Here is a 16832-nt window from a genome sequence, read left to right as displayed (position 1 = left end):
CTCGCCGGTCCAGACGCTCGAAACATAGTTGGCCTGGAACACGCGGGACCCCGCACCGACGGCCGTCGAATTGGCGGCAACGTTGGAGAATGAGCCGGTGCGCTCGACGATGGCTGCCAGGGCTGCCTTCAAGCCATTGGTGAATTCATCCGGATCAGAAGCCGCGACAAAGGTACCGCGGGAATTGACCGCCGCGTGCAGCAGATCGTCGATGCGCGTTGCGTTTTCGGCCGCCATCGGATCCGGCCAGCCCGTGTAGCCGGCTGGAACCTCTCCAACGCTGGATAGCCCGGTGCTGCCGCTCAGTCCGATCGAGAGGCCGAACGTCACCATGTGCTGCCAGAACGCCGGATTGGCGGAGGTGGTCGGCACGATGTTGCGCATGTCGGGGCGCAGGTTCGTCTTCCAGTAGTGCATGGCCACGTCGGCCAGCGTGCCGTTGGCACCCCCATGCGTATCGGCGTAGGGAGGGCCCGGCGTGTAGGTGAACGACGCCCCAGTCGTGGGTTCGGTGATCGTGGCGCCGGGCGTGCCGTCGGAATTACCGACGGGCACCGCATAGTTGCTGAAGTTGTTCCAGTAACCATCCGTCGTCAGGATGGTGAAATTCTGCCGGCACGCCAGCTGGTCGGTGCCGCTCTGGGGGCCGTAGGGACCATTGGCAGCGCTGCTGCTGAAATACTGGCCTGCCTTCGCCAGCGCACCGTGCAGCGGCGTGCCATTCTGGCCGATAGTCCCCTGCATGCGCGCATACCACTTGGTCCTGTTGTCGTAATTGACGCCCGCGATGTTGACATCGTCGAACAGGCCATCGTTGTACTGCACCGGGATCGGCACGGCCTGCGTCGGCCAGTTGGTGCCGGTGGCACCGTTGCGCTCCCAGATGGTGCGGAAGCCGACGCGCACTTCCGTGCCAACCTCGCTGAACGCGGCGCTGGCACCGGCCTTGGCCGCCTTCATGCGGGTCCGGTGGTAGGAGAACCAGGTTGCATAGTTGGCGCGCTCTGCCGCGGGAGTACGGCCTGTCGGGGTGACAACCGTACAGTTGCGCCATGCCGTTCCGGTGGATGCAATCGAACAGCCCAAGCTGTCGTCGCGTACTTCATACGAGTAGGTGACGGTTACAGGGCCAGCGAAGGCCGTCTGGGCATACAGTCGGACGTGATACGTCGCCTCCGGCGGAGAAGCAACGGTAATCGTCTCGTTGTTGTTGTTCGTTATGGCGCGGTAGTCATACGTCCCCGTGGTGGGTTGCCCATTGCGCCGTACGAACAGATCCGCACCGCGACCAACCGCCGTTCCCCCGCTGCTCTCGATACTGAGGTTGAATGCATTGGCAGGCACATTGAAGGTCCAACTGCCCAGGCTCGGCACATAGCTGCCTGCCGTAATCGACAGGAGTGCCGTGCCCAGCGTGCCCGACGAAGGAACGCCCGGCGTGTTGCCGGCGGTATAGCCGAGCAGCTCGCTCCTCACCACGCGTCCATCGGTCAGGATCTGGTAGCGGTAGTAATTGGCTTGGGTAGCGAGGTAGGTCGCGTTGGTGTTGCTGGGGTCCTTGGGCACGTAGAAGGTCTGCACACCACCACAAACCTGCGTCCCGCCCGTGGCGAATTCATCCGAAGTGACGGGCGACTGGTTGTTGTTGTAGTTGCGGCAACTCGCAGGGTTGGCGAGGTCGATCGTGCCGCCACCCACAAGGTTGAAGCTGCCGTAGACGGCGTTGTAGCTGGTCCCGCCCGTCATCAGGTTGCCGGCCGCATTGATCCAGGGCTGGTAGGTCTTCGCCGGGTTGTAGTACACGGCGTTGTGGACGTACGTGCGGGTGGTCCAGGTGTTCGTGACGCTGTTCGCCGGCATCGCATCGAATGCCATCGACCCGGAATCGTCCAGGATGAACAGGATGTTCGGCGGTACGCGTGCGCCGGTGGTCAGGGGATCATTGGGGATGTCGATCGCCGCGGTTGCTGGCAATGCCAGCAGCACGCTCAGGAACGCCGCAGGCGCGGCCCACCAATGGCGACGGGCTTGCTGGCGATGACCGTTGGCGCGGCGTGACGGAAGGTTGGTCTTCATGGGTCAGATCCCCGGTTCCGGGATGCGGCTGATGACATTGGCCTGCAGCACGACGTCTGCACGCCCTGCGGCACGGCTGCGAGCGGTGATGCGATACATCGGGCTGAAGCAGTCCAGTGTCGGAGGCAACAAGTCGCAACTGCCTTTGCGGCCAGGGCCGGTGCCCAGGTATTCGATCCAGTACTCCGGCGCGGACACCCGCGCCGAATCGTAGGCCGCTGCCGGCACGGCCCGCCAGGCGGGCGCAGAGCCGGTGGGGCAGATCCCCGTCGCGGCGCAATCGGCAGGCGTGGGGATGGCGGTATCCCACGCGCCGGCACCCAGCACCTCGTCCTGGGCGAAGCGAAGCGCGGACTCCGCGGTCTGGAAGGCAAGGCTGCGGTCGCGCAGGTTGGCGCTCATCCGCTCCTGCATGGCGGTGCTGCGCAGGATGGCGATGCCCAGCAGCGAGGTGGCGACCAGCAGCACGAGCACGATCACCAGTGACACACCGCGCTGGTGGCCAGCGATACGAAATGCGTTTCGCGACATCGAATTCATAGCGTCCGGCTCCTGAGGCTGACCACGTTCGACGCGGTTCGCGTCAACGGCGCGCCATCCACGTCGGCACCACTCAACGTCATGGTCATGCGCACGGCCACCACGTCGTTCCAATTGGCGGGGTTGGGGACATAATTCGCAGCCCCGGCGCGAAGGTACGCAAACGTGAGGTTGTCGACGCCTTCGGCGACCTCCTCGCGCGGACCACCGAAGCGGCTGACATATAGCGAATTACCGCCTCCCGGCCGCCCATTCGGCTGGACGAACCACTGCACGCTACGGAAGCGCGCCAGCACCACGGCCGCTGGCGGCGCGAACTCGTCGGCCATAGGGTTGTAGCCGCCGGGCAATGCCGCGTGGTTGACGGTCATCCCGCCGACGCCCGTGGCCTGGACCACGAAGGTCTTTCGGGCATTGCACAGCAACAGCACGTCGCCAACGCTGAACGCGTCCGAAGCCGCATCGATCTGGGTGGGATCCAGCGTCACCGAGGTGGACGACGAGCCGGTCACCCGATACGACATGTCATCGCCCGACACCACGGTGAGCGTGTTCGCGGTCCCCGTCACGGGCGCATCGCGGAAGGCCACGGAATCGCCGCCGGTGTCCTCGACGGTGGAGACGTTCGAGCATGCAGAACCGCCTGCCGCCCGGATATCGCGCGACATCAACTCGAACGCCACACGCGCGCTTTCCTGCATGCGGTTCAGGCTTTCGTTGGCGCCGAACGTGTTCTGGTTGGACAGGAACACTGCGAACGCTGCGCCAATCACGATGAGGCCCAGCACCATCGCGATCATCAACTCGATCAGGCCGAAGCCCGATGCACGCCGACCCGCCGCGGCGCGCTGGATGCGGACAAGGCTCATATGCGCGTCCTCGTCACGAACGTGCTGCGCGCGGCGTTGCCACCGGCACGGGTGTCATCCCAGCGCAGGGTGATGATGCAATCGTCGGGACACCCGGCAATCGTCGCATTGGCGCCCGCCCCGATGATTGCCGGCGTGAGCGTGACCCCGCTCCAGTTGGCTGCGCCCTGCATGCCAGCGATCCATTCGTTGAGGTCACGCTGGGCCGTGGTGGCACCTGCCGGTGGCGCAGCCCAATCCCCATTGTATTGTGCGGCGTTCACGCGGTTGGCCCGCATGGCCTCGAGGATCGCATTGGTCTGCATGACCGCCTGGCTGCTCTCGAGCGAGCTCTGCGAGCCGCGCAGCGCCATCGACTGCATCGCGGCGATGCCCAGCAGCCCGATGGCGATGATCACCACGGACACCAGCACCTCGATCAGGCTGACACCGCGCATCCGCGCTGCACGGGACGCCATGCCAGGCTGACGCCGCGCACCTCGTCCCAATGAATGCCTCATCACGGACATGCGCCGCCTCCGTTGTTTCGATTTGTAAACAGGTTGCCGCTGATCATCACGGTGATCACGCGCTGGTTTTGCTCGGGTGAGTCGGTCGGCACGCACACCGTCAGCTGTTCTTCGCCATCGATCAGTCCCGAAGGCCGGAACTCGATGCCGCCGGCCGGGCCACTGATCTGGACCGAACCGGGGGCCGCGTTGTCGCGGATCACCTCAACCACGCCGGTGGTGTTGTCCCGGCCGGTCACGATCCAGCGACTCCAGTCGCCGCCGCCGCCGCAAGTGGTCCCGTCGGTGCTGCCGCAGATGGTCACGCGCGCATTGCGGCGAATCGCCTCCGACCGCGCAAGCTGCAGCGAGGACGTGACCTCCCCGGTCATGCCCGCAAGCCGGTTGCCGTTGACCAGCGACGTCATGGCAGGCACGGCCACCATCGCCAGGATGCCGACCACGGCCACGGTCACCATCAGCTCGATCAGGGTGAACCCCGTCTCGCCCATGACCCGGAGCCATCGGCTGGAGCCACCGATGCGGCCTTGTTTCGTATGCGCCATACCACTACCCCCTGTGGACGGCATACCGTAGTCCCTACCTGCACCGCTGCTCCACCACTTCCGGGACGAGCGGAGCGTTCCGGTGCATGGGTGGCTACACTCGGTGGTGTCCCTCGGCCATCCCGCGACGGCGCTGGAATTCCCTCTATGACCGATCGTGCCTCCGCCCCGCCCCCGCTCCGACCGCTGGACACCCTGTGGGAAGCCCGGATGGTGTTCCGAATCGTGCTGGCCGGTGAAGCCGTGGCCCTGCTGCTGGCACTTGCGCCGGGCGTGGAGGGAGACAGGCTTGCCTATTTCGGCATTGCCTCGTTCGCCGCACAGTGGGTGTCGCTGATGACACTGGGCATGCTGTTCCTGCTGCGTCGCTGTTTGGTCACACTGGGTCCGATCGCCATCGCGCAGGTCGCATTGGCCGCGCTGCTGGCAAGTACATGGTGCGTCAGCGGGCTGGCCTGGCTGTTGCTGCACGACCTGTGGCCAGCACCGGCCGGCGGCTGGATGCGGCTCACGCTGCAGATGACCGGAATCGCGGCGATCGTCGGCCTCTTGGCGCTCGCAGCGTTCCAGAACCACTGGAGCGTCCGGCAACTGGCGGTCCACGCCAAGCAGTCGCAACTCGAAGCGCTACAAGCCCGGATCCGTCCGCATTTCCTCTTCAATACCATCAATACCGGGATCGCCCTGGTCCGAAGCCGGCCAGACCAAGCGGAACGCCTGCTGCTCGACCTGTCGGACCTGTTCCGCGCCGCGCTCGCCGGCCCTGCGGCGGTCACGTTGGCGGAGGAGCTTTCCCTGGCGAGACGCTATCTGGAGATCGAATCGCTACGCTTCGGTAACCGGCTTGCAGTGCATTGGGAGGTGCCGCCGCAGACGGATGGCCTGCTGCAGGTCCGGCTGCCCAGCCTCTCGATCCAGCCATTGGTCGAAAACGCGATCAAGCATGGCATCGAACCGCATGTCGGGGGAGGCGCCATTACCGTCAGCGCGCACGCAGAAGCGAATGCTACGGTGGTGACCGTGCGAAATTCGCTTCATGCCGGCGACCCTGCAGGATCCGCCGGACATCAGATCGGGCTGTCCGCAGTCAAGGCGAGGATCGAGGCGTTCACTGGCGGCGCAGGCAGCGTGGACACCCAGGCCAGCGATCACGAATTCATCGCGACGCTGCGGCTGCCCGTCGCCTGAGCGCATCGCTGCTGCGCAACGCAACCCGTCTTCCGTGGCCGATCGACAAGGTGGTCAGGCCACCACCTGGTAACAGGGCTTGTACTGCCCGGAGATCTTCATCCGGCGCTGCTCCACGAAGGCCTGCAGCAAGGCGTCGAGGGCCTGCATGATGTCGGTGTCGCCGTGGATCTGGAACGGGCCGTGTTCCTCCACGCGGCGCATCCCGTCCTCCTTGACGTTGCCTGCGACGATGCCGGAGAAGGCGCGACGCAGGTCGGCGGCAAGGTCCTGCGGCTTGCGGCCGTGGTGCAGGTCCAGGGAAGCCATCGCATCGTGCGTGGGCACGAACGGCTGCTGCATGTCGAAAGGAATGTGCATGCCCCAGTTGAAGAAGAACGAATCCTTCTGCGCGATGCGGTGTTCGCGCACCTTGCGGATGCCGGCGATCATCTGCTTCGCCACCCGCTCGGGATCGGCGATGATGATCTCGTAGCGTGACGCAGCGGCTTCGCCCAAGGTCAGCCGGATGAACTGGTCGATCTGCTCGAAGTACGGCGCCGAGGCCGTGGGCCCGGTGAGGATGAAGGGGAACGGCCGGTCCGCGTTCTCCTCGCGCAGCAGGATGCCCAGCAGGTAGAGGATTTCCTCGGCGGTACCGACGCCGCCGGGGAACACGATGATGCCGTGGCCGAGGCGCACGAAGGCTTCGAGGCGCTTCTCGATGTCCGGCATGATCACCAGGTGGTTGACGATCGGGTTCGGCGATTCGGCCGCGATGATCCCCGGCTCGGTGATGCCGATGTAGCGCATCCGGCGCTTGCGCTGCTTGGCGTGGGCGATGGTGGCGCCCTTCATCGGCCCCTTCATCGCACCCGGGCCGCAGCCGGTACAGATGTCCAGGCCACGCAGGCCGAGTTCGTAGCCGACGTTCTTGGTGTACTGGTACTCGTCGCGGCCGATCGAATGGCCGCCCCAGCAGACCACGAGGTTCGGGTCCGCCGGCTGCAGCAAGCGGGCGTTGCGCAGCAGGCCGAAGACGGCATTGGTCAGGCCAGCCGACGACTCCAGGTCGGCGGCGTACTCGGGCCCCAGCTCGATGGCGGTGTACGCCAGGTCGCGCACGACCGCGAACAGCAGTTCGGCGATGCCGCGGATGATCTCACCATCCACGAACGCCATCGCCGGCGCGTTGTGCAGGTCGATGCGCACGCCGCGGTCCTGCTGCAGCACCTGGATATCGAAGTCGGGGTACAGCTCCTGGGCGGCGCGCGGATCGTCCGACGCGCTGCCGCTGGTCAGCACCGCCAGCGCGCAACGGCGCAGCAGGTCGTGCATGCCGCCACTGGAGGCGTCCTTGAGCCGCGCCACTTCGTCGCGCGACAGCACGTCCAGTCCGCCCTTCGGATAGATGCGGGCATTCACCACCGGCAGCGCCCTCGCCGCCTTGTTGTTCTTCTGTTCGCTCATGCGTGTTCTCTCGTTCGGGGCGTGAATGTAGCGCACTGGCGCCGGGAAACGGAAACCGGGCCAAAACGAAACGGCCGGGTTGCCCCGGCCGTCCGTTTTCAAAGCGTGTGTCCCGGGATCAGAACTTGTAGCGGAAGCCCACCTGCAGCTGCCAGCGGGAAATGCCCTTGGTCTGGTCCTGGTTGTCGTACAGGTCCACGTTGCCGACCGTGTTGCCCGAACCGCCTTCCACGAAGTTGTAGATGTAGCGACCGGTCGCCGGATCGACGCCGCGGAACTGGGCGACGTTGCGACGCAGCGGGAAGCCGACTTCGTACACCTGCCCCCAATCCTTGTTGATCAGGTTGCCGATGTTCATGATGTCCAGCCAGATCTCGGACTTGTGGCCGCTGAAGAAGCCCGGCAGTTCCTGGCTGAAGCGGACGTCGAAGGTGTTGACCCACTCGGAACGCGAACCGTTGCGCGGCACGACGTTGCCGGCATAGCGCTGCAGGTCCGGGTTGCGGTTCAGCCAATCGAAGAACGCAGCTTCCATCGCGGCGCCGCCGACGAACATCACGTCGCCCGGGCCGGACGGCACGTAGAACAGGTCGTTGACGTAGCCATCGCCGTTGGCGTCGTTGCTGAAGCCCCAGCTGTACGGCTTGCCGGTGCGGCCTTCATAGAACACAGATGCCGTGGTCTTGTAGTCGCCGAAGAACGCCTTCTGCCAGGTCAGCGAACCGGTGAAGCGGTCGCGCAACTCGTAATTGGAACGCGCGGCGACCTCCTCGTTCGGGTCGAAGACCATGCGGCCGTTCCAGTTGGAAATGGCACGCGAGCTGGTCAGCGGGCTGACTTCGGTGGCACGGGTGTAGGTGTAGCCCAGCAGCCACGACCAGTTCTCGACCAGCGGCTTGGTCAGGCTGACCGTCAACTGCTGCGAACTGCCCTTGTCGGTGTTCTTCAGCAGGATCACGCCGTCAGGCGCCCAGCCGGTGACGTTCTCGTACCCGGCAGGCATCTGGTTGGCGGCGCGCAGCGCAGCAATCTCGGCGTTCTGGTTGGCACGCACGCCGGCACCCGTCGCACGATTTGCCCAGTACAGCGAGCGCCCATCCGGACCGAAGCCCGTCGGCGCGCCCAGGTCGAGGCGCTCGTAATGCAGGCCATCGTTGACGCGGGTGTACAGCGCTTCGACCGAAGCCACCAGGCCATGCCACGGCAGTTCATGCTCGAACGCCAGGTTCGCCTTCCACACCGACGGCTGCTTGAAGCCCTCTTCCATCAGGTTGACGGCCATCTGCTGGTTGGCAACCGGCTGCGGCTGGCTGTCGGGGTTGGGCGAGAACGGGAACTGGGCGCGGATCGCCGCGCGCTGCGCCTCTGTCAGGTTGCCGAAGGCCGGCGTGCTGTAGGCCACCAGGTTGCGGCCCGTGTTGGCGAACGAATTGCCCACCCACACGTTGGCGGCTGCGCCCTGGAACAGGCCGAGGCCACCACGCACCTGCGTGGGACGATCGCTGTCGAAGGTGTAGTTGAAGCCGAAGCGCGGCTGCCACAGCTTGGCACCGTCGAGCGTCTGCGTGTTGTCGAGACCGTACACGCGGTCGACCAGTACGTTCTCCATCGGAGTGTCGCCCAAGCCGATGCGATCGACGCGCAGGCCGGCCATCAACGTCAGGTTGTAGTTGACGGCCCAGCGATCCTGCACGAACAGGCCCAGGTTGTCCTGGCTGTAGACGGCGGCGATGCTGTCCAGCGGCGCGCCCGGCTGCGGTGCGAACGAGGAGTACTGCCAGTAGCGGCCCGCGGCGAAATCGGCCGTGGACGCGAAGGTGTAGCTGCCGAAGATGTTCTGGCCGAACAGGTTGTAGATCTCGTTGTCTTCGTAGTCGAAACCGAACTTGATCTCGTGGTCGCCGGCGTAATACGTGGCCGCGCCGAACGCATTGAGGGTCTCGGTCTCCAGCACGTTGTAGTGGCTGAAGGAGTCGGTGCCGAAGTTCAGGAACGGCGAAGACGGTGCGCCGGTGGTCGAGTTGGGCGTGCCGAAGGCCACGCCGATCGCCGGCAGGCGCGAGAACGGATTACGCACCGCCGAGTAGTCGCGGTGGGACACCTTGAACTCGGTGGAGAAGTTGTTGGTCCAGTCGCTGTACAGCTGCGCGGTGATCGACTCGACGGTCTTGTCGGTCACGCTCCAGTTGGAGCTGAGCGAGCGGCCGGTGCCGCTGAAGCCGTACAGGAACACGTCGGCCTGTTCGACCTTGCTGTAGCGCACGGAGGCGCGGTGGTTGTCGGTGATGTTCCAGTCGATCTTGACCGCATACTCCTCGAGGTCCGACTTGAGGTTGTCCGGCGCCTCGTAGCCGCCGATGTCCATGCCCCAGACGTCGCGCGCGATCTGGATCACCTGGTCCATCTGCGGGTTGGTGATCGCGGCGGCGGCAGAGCTGACCGTGGTCCCCGGCGCGCTACGCGTGAACTTCTCGTAGTTCGCGAAGAAGAACAGGCGGTCCTGGATCAGCGGGCCGCCGAAGGTCATGCCGTAGGTTTCTTCATCGATGAAGCCGGTGAAGGGGCCACGCGCCGAGCCGTAGACATCGCCATCGTCCTTGCGCACCCAGTCCTTGTCGCGGTACGAGTAATACACGCTGCCGGAGAAGCTGTTGGTGCCCGAACGGGTGACCGCATTGACCACCGCGCCGGTGGCGCCGGTGATGGTGGTGTCGTAGTCGGCCAGCGCGATGTTGACTTCCTGGATGGCGTCGATCGAAACCGGCTGGCGCATGGTCGGCGAATTGTTCGCTTCCAGGCCGAAGGTGTCCGAGGCCGACACGCCGTCGACACGGATCGAGTTGAAGCGCGTGTTCTGGCCACCGGCCGAGATTTCGCCACGCCCCTTGCTGGTCTGCGAGATGCGCGGATCGAGGCGGATGTAGTCCTGGATGTTGCCGCCGATGGAGGGCAGCGCTTCGATGGTGGCGCGATCGACGTTGCTGCCGGTGCCCATCTTGTTCGCGCTGAACACGTCCAGGCCACCCGCCACGCCAACGACCGTCACCGCATCGAGGGACGTCACGTCCCCGGCCAGCGTGCTGTTGACCGTGTTGATCTGGTTGAGGTTCAGGAACACGTCGCTTTCGGTGGCGGTGCCCTCGCCCGGCTTCGTGATCACGACTTCGTACGGACCGCCGACGCGCAGGCCTCGCGCGTTGTAGCGGCCGCTGGCATCGGTGGTGGCGCGGCTGACCGTGCCCGATTCCACGTGGCGGATGACGACTTCGGCACCGGCGACCGGCTGCCCGCTGTTGTCGGTGACCACACCACCCAGACCGGCGGAGGTGCTCTGCGCGAACGCGGGGGCCGCGGCAAGCGCGACGATCAGACCGAGCGACAGCTTGGACAGCCGAACGCGATTGTGGTGAGTCATGTTGGTAGGCCTCGATGCAAGGAAAGCGATGGCAGGAAAGACACTGCTGGACGTAAACAAAGAGATCCGCGCCTTCTCCGTGGAAATTGGAGAAACGGATCACATGGGGTTAACAACAGGTTAACACGATACCGACCGAACATGACAGCAAAAAGACAACGTCATGTGCATGGAACCCCTTGATCCCGCAGGATTTAACGGCCGGTCTAGCTAGTGCGGCTAAGTGCTTGTTGTGCCGTGCAGCATCCAGGCGAAAGTTAATTCGCAAGGTAGCTTGAGACGCCATCAAGGAGCATCTGCACCGAGATGGCGACCAGCAGCATGCCCATCAGCCGTTCGACCGCGGTCAGCGCCCGCAGTCCAAGCAGCCGGTACAGCCACGGAGCGGTGAACAGGATGGCGGCTGTGGCTGCCCACGCGGCCAGCAGGGCCAGGCTCCACTCGCCTAGGCGGTCGGGCTCGTTGCTGCCCATCAGCATCACCGCGGCCATCGCCGACGGGCCGGCCACCATCGGGATCGCCATCGGCACGATGAAGGGCTCGCCATCGGGGATCTCGCCCATCAGCCCTTCCGGCGGCGGGAAGATCATCCGGATGCCGATCAGGAACAGGATGATGCCGCCGGCGATCGACACCGACTCCTGTCGCAGGTGCATGACCTCCAGCGCGTACTTGCCGGCCCACAGGAAGGCCATCAGCACCACCAGCGCGATCAGCAGTTCGCGCGCCAGCACGATGCGCTGCCGTTTCGGCTCCAGCCGACGCAGCATGCTGAGGAACACGGGGATGTTGCCCAGCGGGTCGAGGATCAGGAACAGCAGCAGTGCCGCCGAGAGGATGGTCACGGCGCTGGTGCCCACATCGTGCCGCGGTGGCGCATGCCATCCGTGGACAGCAAGGTGACGCAGGCCTGTGCGTAGTCGCGTGCATCGCGCGCGGCGGCCGCGCGCTCATCGGCGTAGGCGCGCGCGCGCAGCGGCGTGCGCATCGGCCCAGGCTGCAGGCCGCTGATGCGCAACGAAGACGACGCGGTTTCGGCGTGCAGCATCGCCACCAGCGATTCCAGTGCTGGCTGCACCACGCCATACGCGCCCCAGTAGGCGCCACCGGTGCGCGCGGGCGCATCGATGGCGAATACGACTGCGCCATCGTCCGCACGCTTGAGCAGGGGCAGGCATGCCTGGGTCAACCACCAGCGCGCGGTGAGATTGACATGGAGGCCGCGCGCGAACATCGCGGGATCGGTGTGTTCCAGCGGCGTCAATCCCGGGAACTGGGCTGCGCAATGCAGCAGGCCATCGAGTCGGCCGTAGGCGTCGGCGAGGCGCTGGGCGAGTTGGAGGTAGTCGTCAGGCGTCGCGCCTTCCAGGTCCAGCGGATACAAAGCCGCCTCGCCGCCCTCGGCCGCGATCGCGTCATGCACGTGATTGAGCTTGGGCACCTTGCGGCCGAGCAATACCACGCGGGCACCCGCACGGGCGCACGCCAGCGCCGCTTCGCGCCCCAGCCCGCCCGCTGCGCCCGCCACCAGCACCACGCGGCCATCGAGCACGCGCGCGCCTTCGACCGCCGCCGCGCTCACGCCTGCTGCACTTCCGACACCATCCGCGCCAGTTCGCCGGAATCATGCAGTTCCAGCGTGATGTCGCAGCCACCGATCAGCTCGCCATGGATGAACAACTGCGGGAAGGTCGGCCAATTGGAGAAACGCGGCAGGTTGGCGCGGATCTCCGGTTCCTGCAGCACGTTGATGGCACGAAACGACGTGGCGCCCGCGGCCGTCAATGCTTCCACCGTGCGGCTGGAAAAACCGCACATCGGGAATTGCGGCGTGCCCTTCATGAACAGCACGACGGGATGCGTCTCGACTTCATCGCGGATGCGATCGAGCACGGACATGGGGAACTCCTTCGGCGCGGCCGGCTGCCAGTGACGGGCCCGGGGTTTGCGAAGGGGACATTGTAAGGCTTCGAGGCGCGCCCCCCTGCGCCTGGCGAGAATCAACGCCCTCGCAGGGCATCCAGCACCGGCGCAACCTGGGCCTGCCTTCCCAAGCCCTCGCCCGCTCGTGCAAGCACAGCCATCAGGCCCGCCCCAGAATCGCTGCGCAGCGTGGCATGCCCCACCTTGCGCCCGTCGCGGGGCTGCTTGCCGTAGTCGTGCCAGTGTCCGCCGGCCTCGCGCAGCACCGGCCCGGCGTCTGGCATCGCGCCGATCCAGTTCAGCATGCAGGCATGGCCGCGCATGCCGGTGTCGCCCAGCGGCAACCCCAGCACGGCGCGCAAGTGGTTGTGGAACTGCGACGTCTCGGCGCCTTCGATCGTCCAGTGCCCGGAGTTGTGCACGCGTGGCGCGAGCTCGTTGGCCGACAGCACCCCGTCGCGGCAGAACAGTTCCAGCGCGAACACGCCCACGTAGTCCAGCCGTTCGGCCAACGCGCGCGCATGGGCGATGGCGGTGTGGTGCAAGGCGGCATCGACCTGCGCGGGCGCCAGGCTGGCCGAGAGCACGCCATCGACATGCCAGTTCTCGGTCAACGGCCACGCGCGGAACTCGCCACCGCGCCCGCGCACCGCCACCACGCTCAGCTCGCGCTCGAATGGCACGAACGCTTCGAGGATCAGGCCCACGGTCGCCGCCTGCGCCCCAAGTGCCTGCCACGCGGCATCGGCGTCGGCGCTGGACTTCAGCCGGAACTGGCCCTTGCCGTCGTAGCCCAGCCGCCGCGTCTTGAGGATGCAGGGCGTGCCGATGGCGGCGATGGCGGCATCCAGCGCGAGGCGATCGGGCACGTCCATGAACTCCGGCACCGGGATGCCGAGTTCGCGGAACAGGGTCTTCTCCGCCAGCCGGTCCTGCGCCACGGCCAGCGCGCTTGGATTGGGAAACACCGGCACGCGCGCGGCCAACCACTCCGCGGACGTGGCCGGCACGTTCTCGAAATCGAAGGTCACCACGTCCACTTTCGACGCGAACTCGGCCAACGCCGATTCGTCGCGATAGTCACCCACCAGCAGCGGCGCGAACTGGCCCGCACAGGCATCGGCCACGGTGTCCATCACCAGGAAGCGCAACCCCAGCGGCGCGCCGGCCAGCGCCAGCATGCGCGCGAGCTGGCCGCCCCCCAGGATTCCGACGGTCGTCATCGCCTTGCGCTCACTGCCGCGGATCGTCGTTGCCGGCGACGTCGTCGGTCTGGCGCTGGCGGAAGGCCGCGAGCGCCGCGCCGATCTGCGGCTGCTCGTTGGCCAGCATCGCGGCCGCGAACAATGCAGCATTGATGGCGCCCGCCTGGCCAATGGCGAACGTGGCCACCGGCACGCCGCCCGGCATCTGCACGATGGAGAGCAGCGAGTCCAGTCCGTTCAACGCCTTGCTCTGCACCGGTACCCCCAGCACCGGCACCGGTGTCTTCGCGGCCAGCATGCCCGGCAGATGCGCGGCACCGCCGGCGCCGGCGATGATCGCGCGCAGCCCGCGCGCCTCCGCGCCTGCGGCGTAATCGAACAGCACGTCCGGCGTACGATGCGCCGATACCACGCGCACCTCGTGCGGCACGCCCAACGCATCGAGCTTGACCGCGGCGTGCTGCATCGTGTCCCAATCGGATCGCGATCCCATCACGATCCCCACCAGCGGGGTGTCAGAAGGTGCAGGCATTGGTCGGTTCCGGGCCTAAAGACGTATTCTACCGACACATCCGCCAATGACGTCGCCATGGATCGCAAACTGCTCGACATCCTCGTCTGCCCGTCCAGCCGGCAGCCGCTCGCCCTGCTCGACAAGGTCGGGCTGGAGGCATTGAACCGCGGCATCGCCAGCGGCGCGGTGCGTCGCGTCGACGACAGCCCGCAGCCCGACGCCCTGTCCGAAGCCCTGGTCACCCAGGACCGCAAGACCGTCTATCGCATCGACGACGGCATCCCGGTGCTGCTGGTCGAGGAAGGCATCGCCACTGCACAGGTCGGCGACTTCCCCAAGGCATGAACGCACCCGGCGCCGACGCACCCTTCGACCCGCCCTGGAAGGCGGTGGCCGACGACGTGGCCCGCGCGCTTGCCGAAGACATCGGCCCCGGCGACGCCACCGCCGCGCTGCTGCCGGACGGCCGGGATGGCGCGCGCCTGCTGTGCAAGGAGGATGCGGTGGTGTGCGGCCGGCCATGGTTCGATGCCTGCCACCGCGCGCTGGACGCCGATGTCGCCATCGACTGGCACGTGCGGGAAGGCGATCGCGTCGCCGCCGGCACCGTGCTCGCCACGCTGTCCGGTCATGCTCGTGCGCTGGTGTCCGCGGAACGCGCCTCGCTGAACTTCATGCAGACGCTGGGCGGCACCGCTACGGCCACCGCCGCCTACGTGGATGCCGTGCGCGGCACCGGCACCGCCATCCTCGACACGCGCAAGACCCTGCCCGGGCTGCGCCAGGCACAGAAATACGCCGTGCGCGTCGGTGGCGGACGCAACCATCGCATGGCGCTTTACGACGCGGTGATGCTGAAGGAAAACCACATTCGCGGTTTCGGCTCGGTGGCGCAGGCCATCCTTGCCGCGCGTCGCATGCATCCGTCCTTGCCGCTGATCGTGGAAGTGGAAACTCTGGACCAGCTGCGCGAGGCGCTGGAGACCGGGTGCGACCGCATCCTGGTGGATGATTTCGATGCCGCCACCCGACGCGAGGCGGTGCGGATTGCGCATGCCGCGCCATACCACGCGAGGATCCCGCTGGAAGTGTCCGGTGGCGTCGACCTGGACACCGTGCGTGCCATCGCCGAAGACGGCGTGGATTGCATCTCCATCGGCGCGCTGACCAAGCATGTGCGCGCCATCGACCTGTCGTTGAAACTCGCTCCCTTGCCGGCGCCATGAACGCCGGCTCGGCCGCGACCGAGGTTCTGGCGCAGGCTAGGCCGACTGCAGCGGCGAAAGGCTCAGGCGCGGGTCGCGAACAGCCATAGCGCCGCCAAGGCGGCCGCAGCCGCCACGACCAGCACCCACGCCAGCACGCCCGTGCGCGTCGCGTTCGCCCTCGCAGCACGGGCCGCATGCCCGTTTGCACGAACCGGCTCGGCCGCACCCGGCATCACCACGCGGAAGCGCAGCGTATCGACGCCGATCTCGTCGCCGTGCCGCGCCCAGGCGCGATCGATCGCAACATCGTTGAGCAGGCAGCCGTTGGTCGATCCCAGGTCTTCCACCAGCAGCCCTTCCTCGGTGGGCGTCAGCCGGGCGTGGTGGCGCGACAGGCCGGGGTGGTCGAGCACGACGCCACAGTCCGGTGCGCGTCCCAGCAGCGTTGGACCCACCAACGGGAAGGTGCGCCCGAATCCGGCCGCGGACACCCCGCGCAGCACGTAGCGCGGCAGCACGGGCCTCACCATGGTGGCCGCGAGGTCGTCGTTGGCCGGCGCGGGCAGCGGTGCATTGGCGGCGTCTGGCAGCGGCGCGGCGGCATCATGCGACGCCAGCCGCGCCTGCACGCCCTCGAAGGCCACCCGGTCGCCCGGACGCAGCGCGATCATCCCGCTGACGTTGCGATCATTGACCCGGACATCGGTGCCATCCGGGACCTGCATCATCACCCCGCGCGCAGTGACGTGGAGTTCGCAGTGGCGCGGCTTCACGCCCGGCGACGCCAGCACGATGTTGGCGTCCGGCCCCGAGCCCACGCGGCTGACGCCGGGGCCGAGCATGACCTGGGGATGTTCACCACCGGGGAAGACGAGTTTCATCGGCGCACGTTGCAGACAGGGCGGTGAAGGCGGCGACAAGATCGTGATTGGTCGCCACATGCGCGCTTACACTGTCGTCGGCCATGCGCCATGCCGGCTCCCGCCACCCACCTGGTCCGACCCCCGATGTACAGCCTGACCCTGCTCATGATTGCCGGTGCCGTGATCTTCGCGTGGTGGAGCGCGTCGCGCGACGCGGCCGAGCGCGCCACCGCCCTCGGCCGCGATGCCTGCCGCAACGCAGGCGTGATCTGGCTGGACCAGAGCGTGCATGCCAGCGGCCTGAGGCTGCGTCGACACGACAGCGGCTGGCTCGGCGTGGAGCGCAGCTTCCGGTTCGAGTATTCCGACGACGGCGTCGAGCGACACGTTGGCCGCCTGGTGCTGTTCGGCGACAAGCTGGTGGCCTTCAGCGGACCGCGCGCGCGCGAGGCGTCGCTGTAGCACGGTTGCACGCAGCATCGGCGGCTGCATCCGCGGTGCGAGACTTCGACCGGTTTGTTCCCCTAC

At 66.7% G+C, this 16832-nt stretch carries 17 protein-coding genes; 4 read left to right on the top strand and 13 right to left on the bottom strand.

The genetic code is table 11. From position 1 onward, the window contains the following. The 5 genes from E2F46_RS04865 to E2F46_RS04845 all read right to left on the bottom strand — a co-directional run. Nucleotides 1–2076, bottom strand: a 2076-nt coding sequence (locus tag E2F46_RS04865; RefSeq protein ID WP_207949518.1) for a pre-peptidase C-terminal domain-containing protein, incomplete at its 3' end; no start/stop codon positions are given. Nucleotides 2077–2079: 3 nt separating this feature from the next. Continuing rightward, nucleotides 2080–2616 carry a pilus assembly PilX family protein gene (locus E2F46_RS04860; RefSeq protein WP_243720301.1) on the bottom strand — a complete coding sequence of 179 codons (537 nt, stop codon included), beginning with the start codon at nt 2614–2616 and terminating at the stop codon, nt 2080–2082. Beyond that, complete coding sequence (locus E2F46_RS04855) at nt 2613–3485, bottom strand: PilW family protein (RefSeq protein ID WP_133320940.1); 873 nt, start codon at nt 3483–3485, stop codon at nt 2613–2615. The genes E2F46_RS04860 and E2F46_RS04855 overlap by 4 nt, the downstream gene beginning before the upstream one ends. After that, nucleotides 3482–3994, bottom strand: a complete 513-nt coding sequence (gene pilV, locus E2F46_RS04850) for a type IV pilus modification protein PilV (RefSeq protein ID WP_243720300.1) — start codon at nt 3992–3994, stop codon at nt 3482–3484. Before pilV ends, E2F46_RS04855 begins: the two co-directional genes overlap by 4 nt. Further along, on the bottom strand, nt 3985–4485 hold the full coding sequence (locus tag E2F46_RS04845) for a GspH/FimT family pseudopilin (RefSeq protein WP_279512678.1): 501 nt from the start codon (nt 4483–4485) through the stop codon (nt 3985–3987). Before E2F46_RS04845 ends, pilV begins: the two co-directional genes overlap by 10 nt. Nucleotides 4486–4686: 201 nt before the next feature. Between E2F46_RS04845 and E2F46_RS04840 the strand changes: the two genes are divergently transcribed. Beyond that, nucleotides 4687–5727: a sensor histidine kinase gene (locus tag E2F46_RS04840; RefSeq protein ID WP_133320938.1), complete on the top strand. Its 1041-nt coding sequence runs from the start codon at nt 4687–4689 to the stop codon at nt 5725–5727. A gap of 54 nt (nt 5728–5781) precedes the next feature. Here the strand turns inward: E2F46_RS04840 and ppnN are convergent, their stop codons facing one another. The 7 genes from ppnN to purE all read right to left on the bottom strand — a co-directional run bounded on the left by ppnN (nt 5782) and on the right by purE (nt 14251). Then, nucleotides 5782–7176: a nucleotide 5'-monophosphate nucleosidase PpnN gene (gene ppnN / locus E2F46_RS04835; protein WP_133320937.1), complete on the bottom strand. Its 1395-nt coding sequence runs from the start codon at nt 7174–7176 to the stop codon at nt 5782–5784. A 118-nt stretch (nt 7177–7294) separates the two neighbouring features. Beyond that, nucleotides 7295–10591 carry a TonB-dependent receptor gene (locus tag E2F46_RS04830; protein ID WP_133320936.1) on the bottom strand — a complete coding sequence of 1099 codons (3297 nt, stop codon included), beginning with the start codon at nt 10589–10591 and terminating at the stop codon, nt 7295–7297. 257 nt (nt 10592–10848) lie between these two features. After that, the gene (locus E2F46_RS04825; RefSeq protein WP_133320935.1) at nt 10849–11436 is read right to left on the bottom strand and encodes a YhgN family NAAT transporter; all 588 of its coding nucleotides are present in this window, start codon (nt 11434–11436) and stop codon (nt 10849–10851) included. Then, nucleotides 11433–12173, bottom strand: coding sequence for an SDR family NAD(P)-dependent oxidoreductase (locus E2F46_RS04820; RefSeq protein WP_243720299.1), 741 nt, complete (start codon nt 12171–12173; stop codon nt 11433–11435). The genes E2F46_RS04825 and E2F46_RS04820 overlap by 4 nt, the downstream gene beginning before the upstream one ends. Next, nucleotides 12170–12490, bottom strand: a complete 321-nt coding sequence (grxD, locus tag E2F46_RS04815) for a Grx4 family monothiol glutaredoxin (RefSeq protein WP_133320934.1) — start codon at nt 12488–12490, stop codon at nt 12170–12172. Before grxD ends, E2F46_RS04820 begins: the two co-directional genes overlap by 4 nt. A 101-nt stretch (nt 12491–12591) precedes the next feature. Continuing rightward, the gene (locus E2F46_RS04810; RefSeq protein ID WP_133320933.1) at nt 12592–13737 is read right to left on the bottom strand and encodes a 5-(carboxyamino)imidazole ribonucleotide synthase; all 1146 of its coding nucleotides are present in this window, start codon (nt 13735–13737) and stop codon (nt 12592–12594) included. A 10-nt stretch (nt 13738–13747) separates the two neighbouring features. After that, on the bottom strand, nt 13748–14251 hold the full coding sequence (gene purE, locus E2F46_RS04805; RefSeq protein ID WP_133320932.1) for a 5-(carboxyamino)imidazole ribonucleotide mutase: 504 nt from the start codon (nt 14249–14251) through the stop codon (nt 13748–13750). Nucleotides 14252–14308: 57 nt separating this feature from the next. On the opposite strand from purE, the gene E2F46_RS04800 reads away from it, so the two are divergent. Both E2F46_RS04800 and nadC read left to right on the top strand, forming a co-directional pair. Beyond that, a complete protein-coding gene (locus tag E2F46_RS04800) occupies nt 14309–14578 on the top strand; it encodes a Trm112 family protein (protein WP_133320931.1) in 270 nt (89 codons plus the stop codon). Then, complete coding sequence (gene nadC / locus E2F46_RS04795; RefSeq protein ID WP_133320930.1) at nt 14575–15459, top strand: carboxylating nicotinate-nucleotide diphosphorylase; 885 nt, start codon at nt 14575–14577, stop codon at nt 15457–15459. Before E2F46_RS04800 ends, nadC begins: the two co-directional genes overlap by 4 nt. A gap of 62 nt (nt 15460–15521) precedes the next feature. Here nadC and E2F46_RS04790 read toward each other — a convergent pair whose 3' ends face one another. After that, nucleotides 15522–16322 (bottom strand): FHA domain-containing protein, encoded by an 801-nt coding sequence (locus tag E2F46_RS04790; RefSeq protein WP_165967346.1) that lies wholly within the window; start codon nt 16320–16322, stop codon nt 15522–15524. Nucleotides 16323–16448: 126 nt separating this feature from the next. Between E2F46_RS04790 and E2F46_RS04785 the strand changes: the two genes are divergently transcribed. Next, complete coding sequence (locus tag E2F46_RS04785) at nt 16449–16766, top strand: DUF3301 domain-containing protein (protein ID WP_133320970.1); 318 nt, start codon at nt 16449–16451, stop codon at nt 16764–16766. The last annotated feature ends 66 nt before the right edge of the window (nt 16767–16832 follow it).

Origin of the sequence: Luteimonas aestuarii (genome assembly GCF_004357985.1) — a bacterium.
Lineage (GTDB): Bacteria > Pseudomonadota > Gammaproteobacteria > Xanthomonadales > Xanthomonadaceae > Luteimonas > Luteimonas aestuarii.
Note: the sequence above shows the minus strand (reverse complement) of the source record. Positions and strands in the feature narration are given on the sequence as shown.